Source organism: Bradyrhizobium sp. USDA 3315, assembly GCF_054056795.1.
Map to the genome: position 1 here is coordinate 6,956,555 of NZ_JBSRYP010000001.1, position 18,609 is coordinate 6,975,163.

Consider the following 18,609-nt stretch of genomic DNA (forward strand, 5'->3'; position numbering starts at 1 on the left):
GACCGCGTGTTAAGCCGCCTTCTTGCTCTCCGCGAGGTTGGCGAGCTGGCGCAGGATCTCGGTGGTGCCGGCGAGCCGCTCTTCCGGCGTATCCCATTCCTGGAAGAACACCACCTTCATGTCGGGCCGCACCTTGGCGGCCTGGCCGTGCTGGCGGATGAAGCTCACCAGCCGCTCCGGATGCGCAAAGCTGTTGTCGCGGAATGCGATCACGGCGCCCTTCGGGCCGGCATCGACCTTGCCGACATTGGCCCTTCGGCAATAGGCCTTGATCGCCGCGACCTTGAACAGATAGCGCACCTCGTCCGGCAGCACGCCGAAGCGGTCGCGCATCTCGGCGGCGAAGGCGTCGATGTCCTCGTCGGTGTCGAGATCGGCGAGCCGGCGATACAGCGACAGCCGCACGCTGAGGTCGTTGACATAGTCCTCGGGGATCAGGACCGGCATGCCGATCGTGATCTGCGGCGACCAGCGGTCGGCGGCCGGCTCGGCGACGCCGGCCTTGAGGTTGACGATCGCCTCCTCCAGCATCGACTGGTACAGCTCGAAGCCGACTTCCTTGATGTGGCCGGATTGCTCTTCGCCGAGCAGATTGCCGGCGCCGCGGATGTCGAGGTCGTGCGAGGCGAGCTGGAAGCCGGCCCCCAGCGTCTCCAGCGATTGCAGCACCTTGAGCCGTCGCTCCGCCTGCGCCGTGATCTTCTGCTGTGCCGGCAGCGTGAACAGCGCATAGGCGCGCAGCTTGGAGCGGCCGACGCGGCCGCGCAGCTGGTAGAGCTGGGCGAGGCCGAACATGTCGGCGCGGTGCACGATCAGCGTGTTGGCGTTCGGGATGTCGAGACCGGACTCGACGATCGTGGTCGAGAGCAGGATGTCGTACTTGCCGTCGTAGAACGCGGACATGATGTCCTCGATCACGGTCGGCGGCATCTGGCCGTGGGCGACCGCGACCTTCATCTCCGGCACGTTCTTGTCGAGGAAATCCTTGACGCCGGCGAGGTCCTCGATCCGCGGCACGACGTAGAACGCCTGGCCGCCACGGTAGCGTTCGCGCAGCAGTGCCTCGCGGATCATCAGGGGATCATGCGGCGCGACGAAGGTGCGCACCGCGAGGCGATCGACCGGCGGCGAGGCGATGATCGAGAGCTCGCGGACGCCCGTCAATGCAAGCTGAAGGGTGCGCGGGATCGGGGTTGCCGACAGCGTCAGCACATGGACCTGGGCGCGCAGCTGCTTCAGCCGCTCCTTGTGGCTGACGCCGAAATGCTGCTCCTCGTCGACGATCAACAGGCCGAGGTCCTTGAACTTGATGGTCTTGCCGAGCAGCGCATGGGTGCCGACGACGACGTCGACGTTGCCGTCGGTGAGCCCCTTCTTGACCTGGTTGAGCTCCTTGGTCGACACCAGCCGCGAGGCCTGCGCGACATTGACCGGGAAGCCGCGGAAGCGCTCGGTGAAAGTCCGCGAGTGCTGACGCGCCAGCAGCGTGGTCGGCACCACCACCGCGACCTGCCTGCCCTCCAGCGCCACGGCGAACGCCGCGCGCAGCGCCACCTCGGTCTTGCCGAAGCCGACGTCGCCGCAGATCAGCCGGTCCATCGGACGGCCGATCTCGAGGTCCTTCAAGGTCGAGGTGATGGCCCCGAGCTGATCCTCGGTCTCCTCATAGGGGAAGCGCGCACAGAACTCGTCATAGACATGCGGCTGCAGCGGGAATTTCGGCGCCTCGTGCAGCTGCCGCTCGGCCGCGATCTTGATCAATTCGCCCGCGATCTCGCGGATCCGGTTCTTCAGCTTGGCCTTGCGTGCCTGCCAGCCGCCGCCGCCGAGACGGTCGAGCTCGACATTGGCGCTGTCGGAGCCATAGCGCGACAGCAGCTCGATGTTCTCGACCGGCAGGAACAGCTTTGTTTCGGCGGCATAATGCAGCTCGAGACAGTCATGCGGCGCGCCGGAGACTTCCAGTGTCTGCAGCCCGACGAAGCGGCCGATGCCGTGCTCGACATGGACCACGAGATCGCCGGTTGCAAGGCTCGTCACCTCCGAGATGAAATTGTCGAGCTTGCGGCTCGCCTTGCGCGGCCGCACCAGGCGGTCGCCGAGAATGTCCTGCTCGCTGATGACGGCGAACTCGTCGGTCTCGAAGCCGGATTCCATCCCGAGCACGGCCAGCATGGTCTCGTTGCGCGGCGTCGCCTGCACGATCCGCCAGGTGTTGACGCTGGTCGTGTTCAAGAGCTTGTGGTCGCGCAGCATCGCGCCCATGCGGTCGCGCGAGCCCTCGCTCCACAACGCGATCACCACCTTCTTGCGCTGTGACTGCAGCGCGCCGACATGGCCGACCACGGCCTCGAACACGTTGACATTGCTGTCGGCGCGTTCGGGGGCAAAATTGCGGCCCTGCCGCGCGCCGGCGTCGAACACGTCGGGCGAGCCTTCGGGCACCGCGAACGGCGTCAGCCGCGCCAGCGGCGCATCGCCGAGCAGCTTGGTCCATTCGGCCTCGGTCAGATAGAGCTGGTCCGGCGGCAGCGGCTTGTAGATCGCGCCGCTGCCGGGATGCTCCAGCGCCTCGCGCCGCGCGTCATAGTAGTCAACGATCTGCGAGAAGCGTTCGCGCGCCGCGTCCTCGCCCTGCGGCTCGATCGCGACCGTCGCGCCGTCGAGATAATCGAACAGCGTGTCCATCCGCTCCTGGAACAGCGGCAGCCAGTGTTCCATGCCGGGGTGACGCCGTCCCTCGGAGACGGCTTCATAGAGCTGATCGTCGCGCCCCGGCGCGCCGAACGCGGCGACATAGCCCATGCGGAAACGCCGGATGGTTTCGGTGGTGAGCTGGAATTCCGACACCGGCACGAGATCGAGCCCGCGCATGTCGAGCAGCGTGCGCTGGGTCTCGGCATCGAAGGTGCGGATCGATTCCAGGCTGTCGCCGAAGAAGTCGAAGCGCACCGGCTGGTCGAGGCCGGCCGGAAACAGATCGAGGATGCCGCCGCGCACGGCATATTCGCCGGGCTCGCGCACCGTGGACGAACGGGTGTAGCCATTGTGCTCGAGCCAGGCCACGACCGAATCCATCGGCACCACATTGCCTGGCGCAACCGACAGCGCTTGCGCTGCGACCTGATCGCGCGCCGGCACCCGCTGCACGGCCGCATTTACCGTGGTGAGCACGATCAGCGGCTTGTCGCTGCCGACCAGCCGCGACAACTTGGCCAAAGCGGTCAGGCGTTGCGCCAAAATGCCGGCATGCGGCGAGACGCGGTCATAGGGCTGGCAGTCCCAGGCCGGAACCTGCATCACGGCGATATCGGGCGCGAAGAACTCCAGCGCGCGGGCGAGCTGCTGCATCCGCGCGCCGTCGCGGCACACCACGGCAAGGCTCACCGCCGGACGCTTCGGCTGCGCCGCGATGGCGCGCGCCAGATCCGAGATGACGAGCCCCTCGGCGCCCTCGGCGACGTTGGCGATGGTGAGCACCCGGCCGGGCGCGAGCATCGCGGCCGGTGATTTCATCGGCTGTTTCATGCGCTGGGATCCGCGACCCGGAACGCCTTGATGCGGGCAAACAGCGCGGTGGCATATTCGGACGGCAGCACCTTGTCGCCGGTCAGCGCCGCATAGAGGTCGGGATCCGGGACCTCGATCAGATGCTCGAGCTCGCCGAGCTCGTGGTCGGACAGTTCGCCAATGGTCGCGTCGGCGAAGCGGCCGAGGATCAGGTCCATCTCCCGGGTGCCGCGGTGCCAGCAGCGAAACAAAAGCCGCTTGCGGCGGTCATCGAGCCCGCTGCTCGATCGTGTCGATCCCGTCATGTCCCAAAATCCATCCAACGCCAAAAGCCCGGACGTGCCGGGCGGGCCTGATATAGCCATGGCGATGGCCGATGTCAGCCCTCATTCGCCGCGTTTTGGGTTTCCCTGGGCGCATGCCGTCGCCGGGCTTGCGCGCCCGTCGAAGCCTTGTAGACGGGACCCGGCCGACATCAGCTCCAAAAAAAGACGTGGATGCCCGGCACAAGGCCGGGCATGACGGTGTGAAACGGTCTTGGATTCGTCGATGCGCCCAGCCCTGCTCAATCCGCTGTTTGCCCAGGTCACGACCCTGCAAGGGGTCGGCCCGAAGCAGGACAAGCTGCTGCGCTATCTGCTCGACCGCAGCGAGACGCCGCGGCTGGTCGACCTGCTGCTGCATCTGCCGGCGAGCGTGATCGACCGCCGCGCCCGGCCGAAGATCCGCGACGCCGCGGTCGGAATCATGGTGACGCTTGAGGTCACCGTCGACCGCCATCGTCCGCCGCCGCGCAATTCGCGCGCGCCCTACCTCGTCTATGCCAGCGACGACACCGGCGACGTCGTGCTGACCTTCTTCCGCGCCCAGCCCGGCTATGTCGAGAAGCTGCTGCCGGTCGGCGAGAAGCGCTACGTCTCCGGCACGCTGGCGATGTATGACGGCATCCCGCAGATCGTGCATCCCGATCGCGTCGTCGATGAAGCGGGCTTTGCAAAACTGTCCGGCATCGATCCGGTCTATCCGCTGACCGAGGGGCTTGCGATCGGCTCGCTCCGCCGCGCCATCGCGCAGGCGCTGACCAGGCTGCCGGATCTGCCGGAATGGATCAGCCCCGAGGTGCTGCGCCGCTGCAACTTCCCGCCGATCAGGGAGGCGCTGACCCGCGTGCATGTGCCGGTCGAGCTGACCGACATCCTGCCCGACGGCCCGTTCTGGTCGCGCCTCGCTTTCGACGAACTGCTGGCAGGCCAGCTCGCGCTCGCCCTGATCCGCGCCACGCTGCGCCGCCCCGCCGGTGTGCGCAACGCCGGCGATGGTCATCTGCGCCGGAAGATCATCGATGCCCTGCCCTATGCGCTGACCAGGTCGCAGCAAGAGGCGGTCGCGGCAATCATCGCGGACCTGCAGCAGCCGGTGCGGATGCTGCGCCTCGTGCAGGGCGATGTCGGTTCCGGCAAGACCGTGGTGGCGCTGCTGGCTGCCGCCGCGGTTGCGGAAGCCGGCAAGCAGGCCGCGCTGATGGCGCCGACCGAAATCCTGGCGCGCCAGCACATCAAGACCATCGCGCCGCTCGCCGAGAGCGCCGGCCTACGGGTTGCGATCCTCACCGGCCGCGAGAAAGGCAAGGAGCGCCGCGAACTTTTGGCACAGCTCGAGGCCGGCGAGATCGATCTCTTGGTCGGCACCCACGCGCTGATCCAGGACGACGTGATCTACAAGGCGCTGGCGCTTGCCGTGGTCGACGAGCAACATCGCTTCGGCGTCCGCGAGCGCCTCGCGCTGACGTCCAAGGGCGAAGCCGTCGACGTGCTGGTGCTGAGCGCCACCCCGATCCCGCGCACGCTGGTGCTGACATATTTCGGCGACATGGACGTCTCGGAGCTGCGCGAAAAGCCCGCCGGCCGCCAGCCGATCGACACCCGCGCGGTGCCGATGAGCCGGATCGAGGACGTGATGGACGGCGTCGGCCGCGCGCTCGGCGCCGGCAAGCTGGTCTACTGGATCTGCCCGCTGGTCGATGAATCCGAGGCCGAGGGCACCGAGCATCTCACCAACGCGACCGAACGTTTCGAGAGCCTGCAGAAGCGGTTCGGCGATCGCGTCGGTCTCGTGCACGGCCAGATGAAGGGCACCGAGAAGGACCGCGTGATGGCGCAATTCGCCGCGCACGAGATCGGCCTCCTGGTCGCGACCACGGTGGTCGAGGTCGGCGTCGACGTGCCGGCGGCGACCATCATGGTGATCGAGAACGCCGAACGTTTCGGGCTTGCGCAGCTGCATCAACTGCGCGGGCGCATCGGCCGCGGCTCCGAAGCCTCGACCTGTCTGCTGCTCTACAAGGAGCCGCTCGGCGAGATATCGAAGGCGCGGCTGAAGGTGATCCGCGAGACCACGGATGGATTCCGGATCGCCGAGGAGGATCTGAAGCTGCGCGGCGAAGGCGACGTGCTCGGCATCCGCCAGAGCGGCCTGCCCGGCTACCGCATCGCGCGCTCCGAGGTGCACGGCCAGCTCATCACCCAGGCCCGCGACGAGGCGCTGCGGATCATGAAGGACAACCCGAAGCTGAAGGGCGAACGCGGCGAAGCGCTGCGCGTCCTGCTCTACCTCTACGAACGCGACGAAGCCGTGCCGCTGATCGGCGCGGGGTGATTCAGCGCGACGCACGCCGCCGTCCGTCCCGTCATCCCCGCGCAAAGGCTTCGCCTTTGTCGCTGGAGGAGCGCCAACGGGTCCGCGCAAAGCGCGGCCCGATGACAGGCTCCGCGCGTCTTGAAGGATCGACGGCCACCAGCGGGGCCGATTCATCCTTCGAGACGCGCGCAAGAGCGCGCTCCTCAGGATGACGGTGCGATAGCGCGATGGTACAGCTAGACACGCCGCATAGGCGCGCCGGCCGCTACTCCACCTTCGCCGGCGCGGGCTGAGTTGCCGGCTGCAGCGAAGCCTGGCTCGCAATGCGCGCAGCATTGGCCATGCCGGCGAGCGCCGCGGCGCGCTTCTGATCGTTGGCGCCGGGCTGCACCACGCCGGCGGACATGATCAGCGTCGCGGCATCCTCGGTGCTCATCTCGATCTCGATGATCTTGCTCTTCGGCACGTAGAAGAAGAAGCCGGTGGTCGGGTTCGGCGCGCACGGCAGGAACACCGAGATGTGCTCTTCCGCTCCGGGCAGGCTAGCGGCAAGTTCGGCGCTCGGCGCCTGCGAGATCAGCACGATCGACCACATGCCGGGCGAGGGAAACTCGACGAGGCCGACGCGGCGAAAGCTCGAGCCGTTGCCGGAGAACAGCGTTTCGAACACCTGCTTGAGGCCACGATAGATCGCGCGCACCGCAGGGATGCGGCCAAGCAGCCGTTCGCCGAGATCGACCAGGGTTCGCCCGATCAGATTGGCGGTGAGGAAGCCGAGCAGCGTCAGCGCGATGACCGCGACGATCAGGCCGGAACCCGGCAGCCCGAACGGCAGATAGGTTTCCGGCCGGTAGGCCGTGGGCACGAACGGCCGGACCAGATTGTCGACCCAGTTCACGAACCACCAGGTCAGATACAGGGTGATCGCAACCGGTCCGGCCACCACGAGGCCGGTCAGGAAATAGTTGCGAAACCGCGCCATCAGCCCGCGCGGGGCATCCGGGGGCAATTCACCGGTCGAGGCGGGAGGCACTTGGTTGGAGGTCATTGCGGTTCCAGGGTCGTCGAAGCGGCCGTAGTCCACCACCCAGCTAAGCCATTCTGTCGCATTTTTGAAGGGCCGCGTGAAGCTGCGGCTTGCGACTATTCGACCGTGACCGATTTGGCCAGATTCCGCGGCTGGTCGACATCGGTGCCCATCACGACAGCGGTATGATAGGCGAGCAGCTGCACCGGAACGGCGTAGACCATCGGCGCGAAGGTAGCCCCCATGTCCGGCATCACGATCGTCACCAGCGACTGGATGGTCGCTTCCGCCGCGCCCTTGGCGTCGGTCATCAGGATGATCTTGCCACCGCGGGCGGCGACCTCCTGCATGTTGGAGACGGTCTTCTCGAACACCTTGTCGTAGGGCGCGATCACCACGACCGGCATGTGCTCGTCGATCAGCGCGATCGGCCCGTGCTTGAGCTCGCCGGCGGCGTAGCCCTCGGCGTGGATGTAGGAGATTTCCTTCAGCTTCAGCGCGCCCTCCAGCGCCAGCGGATAGCTGGTGCCGCGGCCGAGATAGAGCACGTCGCGCGACTTCGAGATCTCGCGCGCCAGCTTCTCGATCTGCACTTCGGTGGTGAGCGCTTCCGACATCAGGCGCGGGATCTCGACCAGACCATGCACCAGCTTGGCCTCGTCGGCATCGGACAGCTCGCCGCGCGCCTTGCCGGCGGCGACCGCGAGCGAGGCCAGCACCATCAGCTGGCAGGTGAACGCCTTGGTCGAGGCAACCCCGATCTCGGGACCGGCGAGCGTCTGCAGCACGGTCTCGCTCTCGCGCGCGATCGTCGAGGTCGGCACGTTGACGACCGAGAGCGTGTGTGCGCCCTGCGCCTTGGCGTAGCGCAGCGCCGCCAGCGTGTCGGCGGTCTCGCCCGACTGCGAGATGAAGATCGCAAGGTCGCCCTTGCGCAGCGGTGCCTCGCGGTAGCGGAATTCGGAGGCGACATCGAGCTCGACCGGCAGCCGGGCCAGCCGCTCCAGCCAGTATTTCGCGACGAAGCCGGCATAGCTCGCGGTGCCGCAGGCCGTGATCGAGATGCGCTGGATATCCTTGAAGTCGAACGGCAGCTTCACCGGCATGGTGACGCGCTCGGTCGCCATGTCGACATAGCGCGCCAGCGTGTGCCCGACCACTTCCGGCTGCTCGTGGATCTCCTTCGCCATGAAGTGGCGGTAGTTCGCCTTGTCGACCAGCGCCGTTGCCGTCGTGTGCTTGATCGCCTCGCGGTGGACGATGGCGTTGTCCTTGTCGAAGATCGTGGCGCCCTTGCGGTTCAGCACCACCCAATCGCCATCCTCGAGATAGCTGATCGTATCGGTGAACGGCCCGAGCGCGATCGCGTCGGACCCGAGATACATCTCGCCATCGCCATGGCCGACCGCGAGCGGCGGGCCGTTGCGCGCGCCGATCATCAGATCGTCCTCGCCGGCGAAGATAAAGCCGAGCGCGAACGCGCCGCGCAGCTGCGACAGCACCGCCCTCACCGCCTCGATCGGCTTGACGCCGCCCTTGAGCAGATTGTCGACCAGATGCACCACGACCTCGGTGTCGGTCTCGGTCGAGAACGCCGCACCCTTGGCCTCGAGCTCCTCGCGCAGCTCGCGGAAATTCTCGATGATGCCGTTATGCACCACGGCGACGCGCTCGGTGGCGTGGGGATGCGCGTTGTTCTCGGTCGGCCGCCCGTGCGTGGCCCAGCGGGTGTGGCCGATGCCGGTATGGCCGCCGAGCGGCTTGGCCTCGAGCCGGGCCTCGAGGTTCTTCAGCTTGCCCTCAGCGCGGCGCCGCGCCAGGCCGCCATTCTCCAACGTGGCGACACCCGCGGAATCATAGCCGCGATATTCGAGCCGCTTGAGCGAATCCACCAATTGCTCCGCGACCGGAGCGCGTCCAAGAATGCCGACGATGCCGCACATGCGGTTCAATGTCCCCAAAAATCGCCGAAAATTTGCCAAAGCGGCGACACGGTCCCTTAACGGGAATCGCCGGCCGCAAGATACTCAATAATTATTGCCGATTGCGACAGTCTTAAACGGCAAGGTGATGCGAAAGGTTGGTTAATCGGGGCTAACCATTTTGGCAAGAGCGCGTCAGTGCGGATCCGCCGGCGCGGGCCACGGTTTCGCCTCCCAGATCGTGGTCCATTCCTGACCCGCGCCGCACGCAGGCGCGCTGACCTCGACGCGAACCACGACAAAGCCTTCGCGATTGGTCACGTCTAGCCGATAGACATGCCGCAGGTGTGGGCTGGGACACAGGTCCGATCCGGTTTCAGCCTGAAACAAGCCGGCCTCCTCCCTCCATGTGATGAAACCCGGAGTGTCCGTCGTACCGAAGCCGTTCAGCGCGACGTACGGAAATTCCATCGGCTTTGGTCTGCTGACGTCGGAAAGATCGAACGCGCGATGCGATCCGGTCACGGAAAGCCGACAGAACATCAGCGCGAGACGGTGCCCGGCCACTTTCATGAAGCGAACCGGCAGCTTTTCGATGTCATCACTGTATTTGCAGCCGGATTGCTCGGCCGCAAGCGCGAGCATCCTTGGCACCAAGGCCGGATCGGAAATTTCAAAGTCCGTGCGTCCATTGGCAAGGCTGCTCCATTCGCGAAGCGCCTCGCGTCGTGCATTGATGCTCGCAGTTTCGTCGCCGCGCGCGACCGACACGAGCGGCGGACCGGCCGTGAGAAGACCTCCGAGCAGCACCCTGATCAATCCAGCGATCAGCCGCGCGCTCACGGTTCCCATCCCCGGCCACGCAGCCAGACCTCGCGGCACGTAACCAGCATGCCGAGCAGTCCGTTCTTGAGGAAAAACAGATAGAGCGCGAACAGCAGCACGAAGCTGGGCCGATCGTCGCCCCAGGAAACGAACTCAGGCTGGTCGTGTGTCTTCCGGGACAGCACCGCCAACTGTCCGGTCTCGGCCCATTGGTAGAGTCGTGCGGCGCTGAAGTACGTCACCAGGCTGCAAAAGACTCCAATCAGAACGGTCGCGGCATGTTTGCGCATGCCGTGTTTTGCCTTGTCGCCTCCTAAGAGCGATGAAACCGCAGACGGCAAACGTCGTTAACCGCATCAATATGTCATTAACGCCTTTCGGCGAGGCCAGCCGACGCTGGCGGTAGTCGACGCTCCCGGGACGCCCTAATGCTCCACCCGGTAGAGCCGCCATCGCTCCGGCACGCCTTTGAGCTGGTGCGCGCCGCGGTCCTTGAAGCGGATTTCGGACTTTGACATCAGGTCCTTGACCGCGCTCGAGACCAGCACTTCGCCGGCCCGCGCTTTCGCCGCGACGCGCGCGCCGATGTGAAACGCAAGCCCGATCACCTCCGCGCCACTCACCTTGTATTCGCCCGCGTGCAGTCCGACCCTGATCTCCAGCCCCAGCGTGCGCACGGACTCGCGGATCGCGGTCGCGCAACGGATCCCGGCTGCCGGCGCGCGGAACGTCGCCAGCAACCCGTCGCCCGTCGTCACGACTTCCTTCCCCCGCAAGGCCTTCAGCTCCCTGCGCACAGCGACATAGTAGTGGTTCATCACCGTCGCCCAGCGCGTGTCGCCGAGCCGCGCGGCCTTTTCGGTGGATCGGACGATATCGACATAGAGGATCGTGGCGAGCGCCTGCTTGAGCTGCGAGTCCCGGTCGGTGGTTCGCCGCCGGTTCGCGATATTCCCAGCCAGCGGTTCATAGCGATGGCTGCGTCGCCGCGCGATGGCGGCCTTGGTGTAGTCCTGGGCGCGCTGCACCGTGCGGCAGCGAATGGTTTTTTCCTGCGGTGGAAACGTCCAGTGGACCTTTCGCCTGTCGCCCGCGCCATCAACCTGCACGGCGCCCCATTTCAGGAAAACCGTCGAGCCGGCCCGTCGAATGCACCATGCCTTCGACGTGTATCCGGAAACGTTCGACTGATGGACTCCGATGCGAAGGAATTTTGGCATGAGCGTCCGGCCGATCGAAGGAACGTTTGGCAGCCTACCCAGGGTAAAGCGTAGCCATACATTCCCGCGTTGGCAACGGTGCAGGTTTGCGGATGTCAGTAGCTCGTGATCTGTCGCCTGTTTGTAGCTCGTGAAGTGTCGTGTTTTCGGTGCTCCGGAACAAAGGGGGCGCGATGGGCACGGCATCCATTCACGAGGGTGTACGACGGATGCGGTTTTCAGATTTGCTGGATCGGACGGAGGCGAAGGAACTGACGCAGGAGGCAGCATCGGAGGTTCTTGGGATCAGTGTTCGGACGTTTCAACGCTGGGCGGAGCGCTATGAGGCGGAGGGCGACGACGGGCTGGTCGACCGCCGGCTGGGGCGTCGTTCGCCACGGCGGGCGCCGGAGGAGGAACTGGAACGAATGCTTGCGCTGTACCGGGACAAGTACGCGGACTTCACGGTGAAGCACTTCCACGAGCAGATGCAAAAGCGGCATGATTATGTGCTGGGCTATACGGTGACGAAGCTGGCGCTGCACGCGGCAGGGCTGGTGCGGAAGGCTCCGAAGCGTTCGGCGCACCGCAAGAAGCGGCCGCGGCGGCCGCTTCGGGGCATGCTGCTGCACCAGGACGGATCGCGCCACGTTTGGATCGAAGGCCTGCCCGCGAGGGACCTGATCGTCACGATGGACGATGCGACGAGCGAGATCTACTCGATGGTGCTGGTCGAGGAAGAAGGAACGGCCTCGACCTTCCAGGCCTTGCGCGAAGTGATTGGCGAGCATGGCCTGTTCTGCGCGCTCTACACCGACCGCGGCAGCCATTATTTCCTGACCCCAAAAGCTGGCGAGAAGATCTCGAAGACGCAACAAACCCAGGTGGGACGGGCTTTGTCGCATCTTGGGATCGAGCATATCGCAGCCTATTCGCCGCAGGCGCGCGGGCGCTCCGAGCGGGTGTTCGGCACCTTGCAGGACCGGCTGCCGAAGGAGCTGCGGCTTGCCGGGATCACGACGGTTGAGGCTGCCAACGCGTGGCTGAAGGCGCATTACATCCCCGGGCACAACGCCGCGTTTGCGATCAAGCCCGAACAGGAAGGCTCGGCATTCGTGGCCGACCGGCATGAGGCCTGGCGCGAGGCGCTGTGCGTGATCGAGGAGCGAACCGTCGCCAACGACAATACCGTTGCATGGAACGGTCGGCGGCTGCAGCTGCCGGAGAGCCGGCTCAGACCTCACTTCGTCAAGGCTGTGGTGCGCCTACATGAGTATCCCGATGGCACCGTCAGCGTGTTCCTTGGACCGCATCGATTGGCGAGGTTTGCGCCTGACGGACAGCAGATCAGCCCCGACGCGCTTCAGCCTGGCGGCGTGCTCGGAACCGTCAAGGACAAGCCCTGGCGGGCGCGCAAGCGCGCGTCCTTGACCGCTCCTGCGCGCGCCGCCGTCGAGACAGCGCGGGTCGGGACGGAGAAACGGGCTTCAAGTCGAACAAAGAAACTCACCCACAGGGCTAAAACCGCCACAACAGCCGTGGCATGATCAATCAGGGAAAGCCGTCCCCGCCTTCCGGCTCCCCTGCAAATCAGAAACGAAGGCGACAGATCACGAGCTACAAAAACACGACATCTTCACCCGCTACGGACACGGTGCAGGTTTGCGGACTATCGAGAATGCCGGACCGCGATGTCCGCGTCGGGTCCCGCCCGCGGACGAAGGATCGTGTGAGGCAGCACCAAGGCTTCGTCAGCTCCGGAGGTCGCGGCCCTGCCCATTCGATGCAGCGTCGGCATCGACCGACAGAATTGCCGCGTCTTGCACGTCCGCTATCGGCTGCTCTGGATCGCGGAATCGAGCCGGGGTCAACCGGCTGCGGTCGACCGTCACGCCGAAGATGTCGAAGCGGTTGTAGTAACCGACTACGTCGTGAAACTGTTTCGGCTCGACGCAGCGATTGAGATCGATCTCCGCGTAGGCGATCCCCTCCTCGTCCTGCAATCCATCGCCGAAGACGCTGCCGGTCGGATCGACGAAGAAGCTCGCCGCACGTGGTGTCTGGTCGATCACGTCGGCGATCGTTCGATCGCGTTCAATGAGGAAGGCGCGCAACGCCTGGTCCATGTAGCCGGCGGTGACGATCCCGAATACCTTGGCTTCGAAGCAATGGGCGCTGGCCCGGATGCGGTTGGCGGCCACGTTGTCGAAATTGCCGCCGCCTGCCGGGCGCCGGGTGGGCCACATCGGCGGCCAGCTCGAAATGTGCACCTGCTCGCCCTGCGCCATCAGCGCGAAGCGGGCCAATGGATTGGTATTCTCGCCGCAAATCAACCCGCCGATCCGGCCCTGCCGCGTCTCCGCGACTTTAAGGCCCGCACCATCCCCGGACGACCACACCAGCTTCTCATAGAAGGTCGGAACCAGCTTGCGGTGATGGACGAGAATTTCTCCGGTCTCGCCGATCAGCAGGTTCGAGTTCCACAGCCCCCCGACGCTGACGGCCGAGCGCTCGCTGATACCGATCGAGACCGTGACGCCGAGGGCGCGCGCCTCGGCGCAGAGCCGCGCCACTTCCGGTCCGTCCGCCAGCACGGATTGCTCCGCCATGCGCACGAACAGATCGTGGTTGTCGATTGGAGGCCACAGCGCAGCCCAGACCGGAAAGGCGGGAATATAGGTTTCGGGAAACGCGATCAGCTCGGCGCCGGCTCTGGCCGCCTCGCGAATGATGGCGATCGCCTTTTCGGTGGTCGCCCAGCTGTCGAGGAAGACGGGCGCGGCGTGGACGGCAGCAGCCTTGAAACGAGGAAGCATGTCGAAAATCCCGGCTAGGACTAGGGGAGCGAAGCGGTATCATCCCTGGCTTGCCGGCGTGCATGGGAATTGTCGCAAGGTCGGTTGCGAAGGATCGGAACCGCCACGCGCTGGAACGGGAATTGCTTTGCTGACAAGGGCCGCAATTTCAACGGCCGCAACCTGGAGGCCGGTGATGTTCGACACGATCAACTGGGACGATCTGCGGGTGTTTCTCTGCGCCGCCCGCGCCGGGAATTTGAGCCAAACGGCAAAGCGGCTGCGGCTCGACCATTCCACCGTCAGCCGGCGCATCGCCCAAATGGAAGCTTCGCTCGGGGTTGCGGTGTTCGAACGCCACCGCACCGGCCTCAAGCTCAACGAAGTCGGCGAGCGGTTGCTGCGTCATGCCGAGCGGGTCGAGAGCGCGGTGATCGCGATCCGCGAGGAAGCCAGCGCCAGCGACACCCAGGAGCTCGTCGGGACCGTGCGGCTCGCCACCATGGAGGGGATCGCCTCGCTCTATTTGGCGCAACGCTTTGCCAAACTGCGACGCACCACGCCGCAGCTCACCGTCGAACTCGTCACGTCCGCCCAGACGGTCTACGTCCATAAGCGCGAGGCCGATCTGTTCGTGTCCTTCTTCCGGCCGCCCGGTCCGGGCCTGATCTCGGAGCGCATCGGCAAGTTTCGGCTCGGGCTATTCGCGAGCCAGGACTATCTCGACCACCACGGGATGCCCGCAAGCCTGCGCGACCTGCAGGATCATTGGTTCGTGTCCTATATCGAGGACCTGATCCAGGTCGATTCGGTGCGCTGGCTCGCCGACGTCATCGAAGAGCCGAAAATCGCCTTCCACTCCAACAGCATGATCGCGCAGATGAACGCCGCGGCGGGCGGCCTCGGCATCGTGATGCTTCCGAGCTTTGCCACAAGGGACCGGCCCGACCTGATACCGGTGCTGCCGGCTCTCGCCGGCACCGTTCGCGAGGTCTGGCTCAACGTCCACAGCGACCTGCAATTCGCCCCGCGCATCCGCGCCGTCCGCGCCTTCCTGAAAAATACCCTGAAGCAGGATCCCGACATGCAGGTCACGCTGGCCGATGTCGTGCCGCAGCCGCGCACAGCAGATTGCAAAAATCCATAATTCCCTTCCGTCAGCCCCCGGCTGAAGCTCGTCCGATTGGCGCAAGCAGAGCGCGCTGAAGTTTTGAGGGGCCGATATGAACGTGGTTATTCCCGGCAATGCCGATCCGGCGCCGAACGGCGGCGCATTGGCCAAGAAGCAGGCCGAGCAGCTGGCCAAGAAACTGGCCAAGAAGCGGCTGACGGTCGCGCTCGTTCTGAGCGTTGCGATGATCGTGATCTATTTCGGCTTCATGGGGCTCTTCGCGTTCGACAAGCCGCTGCTCGGCACCATCCTGGTGCCCGGCCTGTCGCTTTGCATCGTGCTCGGCCCGCTCGTCATCATCTCTTCCTTCGTGCTCTGCCTGGTCTACGTGCTGTGGGCGAACCGGGTGTTCGACGCAGGCGTTCGCGAGCTTCGCTAAGGGGACAGGCAAATGGGCAGCAGCACGCTTTCGATCGGGTTCTTCTTCGCCTTCATGGCGTTGACGCTGGCAATCACCTATTGGGCTGCGCGGCGCACGCGCACCACCGAGCACTTCTTTGCCGCCGGCGGCCAGGTCACGCCGTGGCAGAACGGCTGGGCACTCGCGGGAGACTTCCTGAGCGCCGCGGCCCTGCTCGGAATTGCCGGCATCGTCACCTCGAACGGCTTCGACGGCATGATCTATTCGATCGGGTGGCTGGTCGGCTGGCCGATCATTCTGTTCCTGATCGTCGAGCCATTGCGCAATGTCGGCCGTTTCACCTTCGCCGACGTCGTGGCCTATCGCCTGCGCCAGCGCCCGGTGCGCCTCGCCGGCGCCATCGGTACACTTGCCGTGATCCTGTTCTACCTGATCGCCCAGATGGTCGCGACGGGATCGCTGATCAAGCTGCTGTTCGGCCTGCCCTACACCTGGTCGGTCATCGTCGTGGGCAGCGTGATGCTGGTCTATGTGCTGTTCGGCGGCATGTTAGCGACGACCTGGGTGCAGGTGGTCAAGGCGGTGCTGCTGATGGGCGGCGGCATCCTGCTCGCCCTCCTCGTGTTGACCCATTTCGACATGAACCCGCTGAAGCTGTTCGCCGCGGCGTCCGAGAAATACGGCACCAAGGTGCTGCAGCCGGGATCGAAGGTGGTCTCTGGTCAATGGGATGCCATCTCGCTCGGGCTCGGCCTGATGTTCGGCACCGCCGCGATGCCGCATGTGCTGATGCGGGCCTACACGGTGAAGGATTCCAAAGCCGCACGGCTGTCGATCCTCTATGCCACCGGCCTGATCGGCGTCTTTCATCTCATGGTCTTCATCATCGGCTTCGGCGCCATGGTGCTGGTCGGCGCCGAGGCGGTGGCCAAGGCCGGCGGCGGCGGCAACATGGCAGCGCCCCTGCTCGCACTCACCGTCGGCGGCAATGCGTTCTTCGGCTTCATCTGTGCGGTCGCGTTCGCGACCATGCTTGCCGTCGTCGCGGGGCTGACGCTGTCGGGCGTCGCCACGCTCTGCCACGACATCTGGACCAATGTGATCCGGAGCGGCACCGCTTCCGAGGCCGAGCAGCTCAAGGTCGCGCGGGTCGCGACCGTTCTGATTTCCATCCTCGCCATCGGTCTGGGGATTGCGTTCGAAGGCCAGAATGTCGCGTTCATGGCGGGACTTGCGTTCTCGATCGCCTGCGCCGCCAACTTCCCGTCGCTCGTGCTCGCCATCACCTGGCGCCACTTCACGACGCCTGCTGCCGTGGCGAGCATCCTCGTCGGCACACTGAGCTCGCTGGTGCTGATCTATCTGTCCCCGACCATCCAGGTCGACATTCTCGGCAAGCCGCTCGCCGCGGTCGAGCATCAATGGTGGTTCGTGTCGCTGCGCAATCCCGCGATCATCAGCATGCCGCTATCCTTTGCGGTCGCGATCCTGCTGTCGCTGGTGACACGGGAGAAGAACGCAAACCTCGCCTTCGACGAGATGCAGCGGCGCATCCTGCTCGGACCGGTAGAGCCGAAGACCGACGAGCCGCGCCAGGCGAAGAATGCGGCATGAACCGGGTCAACCGATCGACGTTGCGATCAGCCCGTTGCGAACCCCGTCACCCGATTCGCATGTGTGACTCACAGATCGCGCAACACACTCAGTGTCGTCCCGGCGAAAGCCCATAGGCGCTAAGATAGTTTGATCATAGTCTGATAGTGGCGCTTATGTCTGGGTGGCTCGCGTAGATGTCGCCGGAGAGCGTGACTGGCTCTGCAGAGTAGAGCGATTGCGGGCTGTGGAATGATCGCTTGCCGTAGCGAAGCTACGAGCTGGCGCAGCAGACGCCACGTCACTGGGTGGGTCAGGCGGCGTCGGCCAAGCGGGGAGAGTCTTCGAGTTCGTCGACGAGCGGCTCGAGCAATAGAATGATCAGCAGATGAGCGAGGATATGGGGTCTGGCGGACCGCTCGTCGGTTCCGGGAGGTCCCTTCAGGCCAATCAGGCTTTTCAGCCGCTTGAAGCCGAGCTCAATGCGCCATCGCAGCCGATAGAGGGCGAGGATATCTGCAGTCGTGAAGTCCTCTGGCCTGAGTGAGGTCACCAGGATCACCCAATCTGCGGCGTCAAGTGTTTGCCTGGAGAGCTGATGACCTCCCTTTTGTGCAGTCCGGCGCGCCTTGCGTCGCGCAGCCGCAGCAGCTTGCGCCGGCTTCTTCGCGGCAACCAGACGCACTGCGAGCGGCGGCGCACCTGACTTGCGCTTTATCCAAATCGGCCGATCGATCAGGCCACGCGCCGAGGCGTTGCGCAGTTCGGCAGTGAGGTCAACAAGATTACCTTCGGCATCGAGCCAGCGCGCGCTCTTCCAGCCGGCCCGGATCACGAAGTCCGCATCGGCATCGACGAGATGCGCCATGCGCTCCGGTTGCAGATAGGCGCGATCGGCAAGACGGATCTCACCGGCAACCGCCGGTATCCGATCCAGCGTCTCGCCCGCTCGCTGATCGGTCAGTTCGAAGTGACCAAAGCGCTCCTGCGGAAGATCGAACGCGCTATGGATACGCCACACTGCGTTCTTGTTCCTGCCGCTCGTCCCAGCCTTGGGGACCGTCGTGGCGTCAACAATACGGATCAGACGACCGCGGCTCGCCTTCGGCGCCGCGGCGGCAAGCGCCTGCTCGACCAAGATTGCCAGCCAATCTCCGCACTGACGTAAGCGATACAACAGAGCCACGTTGGAGATATCGACAAGCCCAACCGACGTGGCCCATGCCGCCGTCAACCGCAGCCCTTTCTCACCAAGGCAATAAGCCAAGATCAGGCGCAGCAAGTCGACCGCATTGCTGATCTCCCGCGGACGGACAAACGCCTTCGTCTTGCGCGCGCTAATGTTCAGAGCCTCGGCTCCGCCAAGTCGGGCGACAACGCGCGCCCAATCTTTGTTCACAAGCGATTCGTGTGCCATTCCATCTTGGAATCACAAGCGAATCCAAGGCGCAAATCCTATTTTAGCGCCTATGGGCGAAAGCCGGGACCCATAACCACCGACGGTTATTGCTTCACGATGCTGGAACGACGAGTCCTGTCCCCAACTTCCGCCGCGGAGTATGGGTCCCG

At 65.1% G+C, this 18,609-nt stretch carries 14 protein-coding genes; 5 read left to right on the forward strand and 9 right to left on the reverse strand.

Annotated features, from left to right (window positions below; genetic code table 11):
* Window positions 1-9: 9 nt before the first annotated feature.
* Together mfd and ACVIYL_RS32645 are read right to left on the reverse strand one after the other, a co-directional pair.
* Complete coding sequence (gene mfd, locus ACVIYL_RS32640; RefSeq protein WP_456780571.1) at window positions 10-3,528, reverse strand: transcription-repair coupling factor; 3,519 nt, start codon at window positions 3,526-3,528, stop codon at window positions 10-12.
* A complete protein-coding gene (locus tag ACVIYL_RS32645) occupies window positions 3,525-3,815 on the reverse strand; it encodes an FAD assembly factor SdhE (RefSeq protein WP_057018711.1) in 291 nt (96 codons plus the stop codon). Before ACVIYL_RS32645 ends, mfd begins: the two co-directional genes overlap by 4 nt.
* Before the next feature lie 244 nt (window positions 3,816-4,059).
* Between ACVIYL_RS32645 and recG the strand changes: the two genes are divergently transcribed.
* Window positions 4,060-6,165 carry an ATP-dependent DNA helicase RecG gene (recG, locus tag ACVIYL_RS32650; RefSeq protein WP_456780572.1) on the forward strand — a complete coding sequence of 702 codons (2,106 nt, stop codon included), beginning with the start codon at window positions 4,060-4,062 and terminating at the stop codon, window positions 6,163-6,165.
* Between the two features lie 247 nt (window positions 6,166-6,412).
* Here the strand turns inward: recG and ACVIYL_RS32655 are convergent, their stop codons facing one another.
* From ACVIYL_RS32655 to ACVIYL_RS32675, 5 genes are all read right to left on the reverse strand, one after another.
* Entirely contained in the window at window positions 6,413-7,195 is a 783-nt protein-coding gene (locus tag ACVIYL_RS32655) for a DUF502 domain-containing protein (RefSeq protein WP_456780573.1), read from the reverse strand.
* A gap of 95 nt (window positions 7,196-7,290) precedes the next feature.
* Window positions 7,291-9,117: a glutamine--fructose-6-phosphate transaminase (isomerizing) gene (gene glmS, locus ACVIYL_RS32660; RefSeq protein ID WP_456780574.1), complete on the reverse strand. Its 1,827-nt coding sequence runs from the start codon at window positions 9,115-9,117 to the stop codon at window positions 7,291-7,293.
* A 174-nt stretch (window positions 9,118-9,291) separates the two neighbouring features.
* Window positions 9,292-9,939: a hypothetical protein gene (locus tag ACVIYL_RS32665; protein ID WP_456780575.1), complete on the reverse strand. Its 648-nt coding sequence runs from the start codon at window positions 9,937-9,939 to the stop codon at window positions 9,292-9,294.
* Complete coding sequence (locus tag ACVIYL_RS32670; protein ID WP_057018715.1) at window positions 9,936-10,211, reverse strand: hypothetical protein; 276 nt, start codon at window positions 10,209-10,211, stop codon at window positions 9,936-9,938. The genes ACVIYL_RS32665 and ACVIYL_RS32670 overlap by 4 nt, the downstream gene beginning before the upstream one ends.
* A 135-nt stretch (window positions 10,212-10,346) precedes the next feature.
* Window positions 10,347-11,141, reverse strand: a complete 795-nt coding sequence (locus tag ACVIYL_RS32675; protein WP_057018716.1) for an adenylate/guanylate cyclase domain-containing protein — start codon at window positions 11,139-11,141, stop codon at window positions 10,347-10,349.
* 209 nt (window positions 11,142-11,350) lie between these two features.
* On the opposite strand from ACVIYL_RS32675, the gene ACVIYL_RS32680 reads away from it, so the two are divergent.
* Window positions 11,351-12,667, forward strand: coding sequence for an ISNCY family transposase (locus ACVIYL_RS32680; RefSeq protein WP_456777614.1), 1,317 nt, complete (start codon window positions 11,351-11,353; stop codon window positions 12,665-12,667).
* A 204-nt stretch (window positions 12,668-12,871) separates the two neighbouring features.
* On the opposite strand, the gene ACVIYL_RS32685 is transcribed toward ACVIYL_RS32680, so the two are convergent.
* On the reverse strand, window positions 12,872-13,936 hold the full coding sequence (locus tag ACVIYL_RS32685; protein WP_456780576.1) for a carbon-nitrogen hydrolase family protein: 1,065 nt from the start codon (window positions 13,934-13,936) through the stop codon (window positions 12,872-12,874).
* A gap of 175 nt (window positions 13,937-14,111) precedes the next feature.
* Here ACVIYL_RS32685 and ACVIYL_RS32690 point away from each other — a divergent pair, with 175 nt between their 5' ends.
* The 3 genes from ACVIYL_RS32690 (at window position 14,112) to ACVIYL_RS32700 (ending at window position 17,061) form a co-directional block, all read left to right on the forward strand.
* Complete coding sequence (locus ACVIYL_RS32690; protein ID WP_028332060.1) at window positions 14,112-15,062, forward strand: LysR family transcriptional regulator; 951 nt, start codon at window positions 14,112-14,114, stop codon at window positions 15,060-15,062.
* 76 nt (window positions 15,063-15,138) lie between these two features.
* The gene (locus ACVIYL_RS32695) at window positions 15,139-15,465 is read left to right on the forward strand and encodes a DUF485 domain-containing protein (RefSeq protein WP_456780577.1); all 327 of its coding nucleotides are present in this window, start codon (window positions 15,139-15,141) and stop codon (window positions 15,463-15,465) included.
* A 12-nt stretch (window positions 15,466-15,477) separates the two neighbouring features.
* The gene (locus ACVIYL_RS32700) at window positions 15,478-17,061 is read left to right on the forward strand and encodes a solute symporter family protein (protein ID WP_456780578.1); all 1,584 of its coding nucleotides are present in this window, start codon (window positions 15,478-15,480) and stop codon (window positions 17,059-17,061) included.
* 292 nt (window positions 17,062-17,353) lie between these two features.
* On the opposite strand, the gene ACVIYL_RS32705 is transcribed toward ACVIYL_RS32700, so the two are convergent.
* Complete coding sequence (locus ACVIYL_RS32705; protein WP_253604643.1) at window positions 17,354-18,439, reverse strand: IS4 family transposase; 1,086 nt, start codon at window positions 18,437-18,439, stop codon at window positions 17,354-17,356.
* Window positions 18,440-18,609: the final 170 nt, after the last annotated feature.

What these genes read in the sequence shown, in the direction of transcription:
- ACVIYL_RS32690 (WP_028332060.1), top strand. Translation starts at nt 14,112, where the DNA reads ATGTTCGACACGATCAACTGGGACGATCTGCGGGTGTTTCTCTGCGCC.
- ACVIYL_RS32700 (WP_456780578.1), top strand. Translation starts at nt 15,478, where the DNA reads ATGGGCAGCAGCACGCTTTCGATCGGGTTCTTCTTCGCCTTCATGGCG.
- ACVIYL_RS32675 (WP_057018716.1), bottom strand. Translation starts at nt 11,141, where the DNA reads ATGCCAAAATTCCTTCGCATCGGAGTCCATCAGTCGAACGTTTCCGGA.
- glmS (WP_456780574.1), bottom strand. Translation starts at nt 9,117, where the DNA reads ATGTGCGGCATCGTCGGCATTCTTGGACGCGCTCCGGTCGCGGAGCAA.
- ACVIYL_RS32645 (WP_057018711.1), bottom strand. Translation starts at nt 3,815, where the DNA reads ATGACGGGATCGACACGATCGAGCAGCGGGCTCGATGACCGCCGCAAG.
- ACVIYL_RS32670 (WP_057018715.1), bottom strand. Translation starts at nt 10,211, where the DNA reads ATGCGCAAACATGCCGCGACCGTTCTGATTGGAGTCTTTTGCAGCCTG.
- ACVIYL_RS32695 (WP_456780577.1), top strand. Translation starts at nt 15,139, where the DNA reads ATGAACGTGGTTATTCCCGGCAATGCCGATCCGGCGCCGAACGGCGGC.
- ACVIYL_RS32655 (WP_456780573.1), bottom strand. Translation starts at nt 7,195, where the DNA reads ATGACCTCCAACCAAGTGCCTCCCGCCTCGACCGGTGAATTGCCCCCG.
- recG (WP_456780572.1), top strand. Translation starts at nt 4,060, where the DNA reads ATGCGCCCAGCCCTGCTCAATCCGCTGTTTGCCCAGGTCACGACCCTG.
- mfd (WP_456780571.1), bottom strand. Translation starts at nt 3,528, where the DNA reads ATGAAACAGCCGATGAAATCACCGGCCGCGATGCTCGCGCCCGGCCGG.
- ACVIYL_RS32685 (WP_456780576.1), bottom strand. Translation starts at nt 13,936, where the DNA reads ATGCTTCCTCGTTTCAAGGCTGCTGCCGTCCACGCCGCGCCCGTCTTC.
- ACVIYL_RS32680 (WP_456777614.1), top strand. Translation starts at nt 11,351, where the DNA reads ATGCGGTTTTCAGATTTGCTGGATCGGACGGAGGCGAAGGAACTGACG.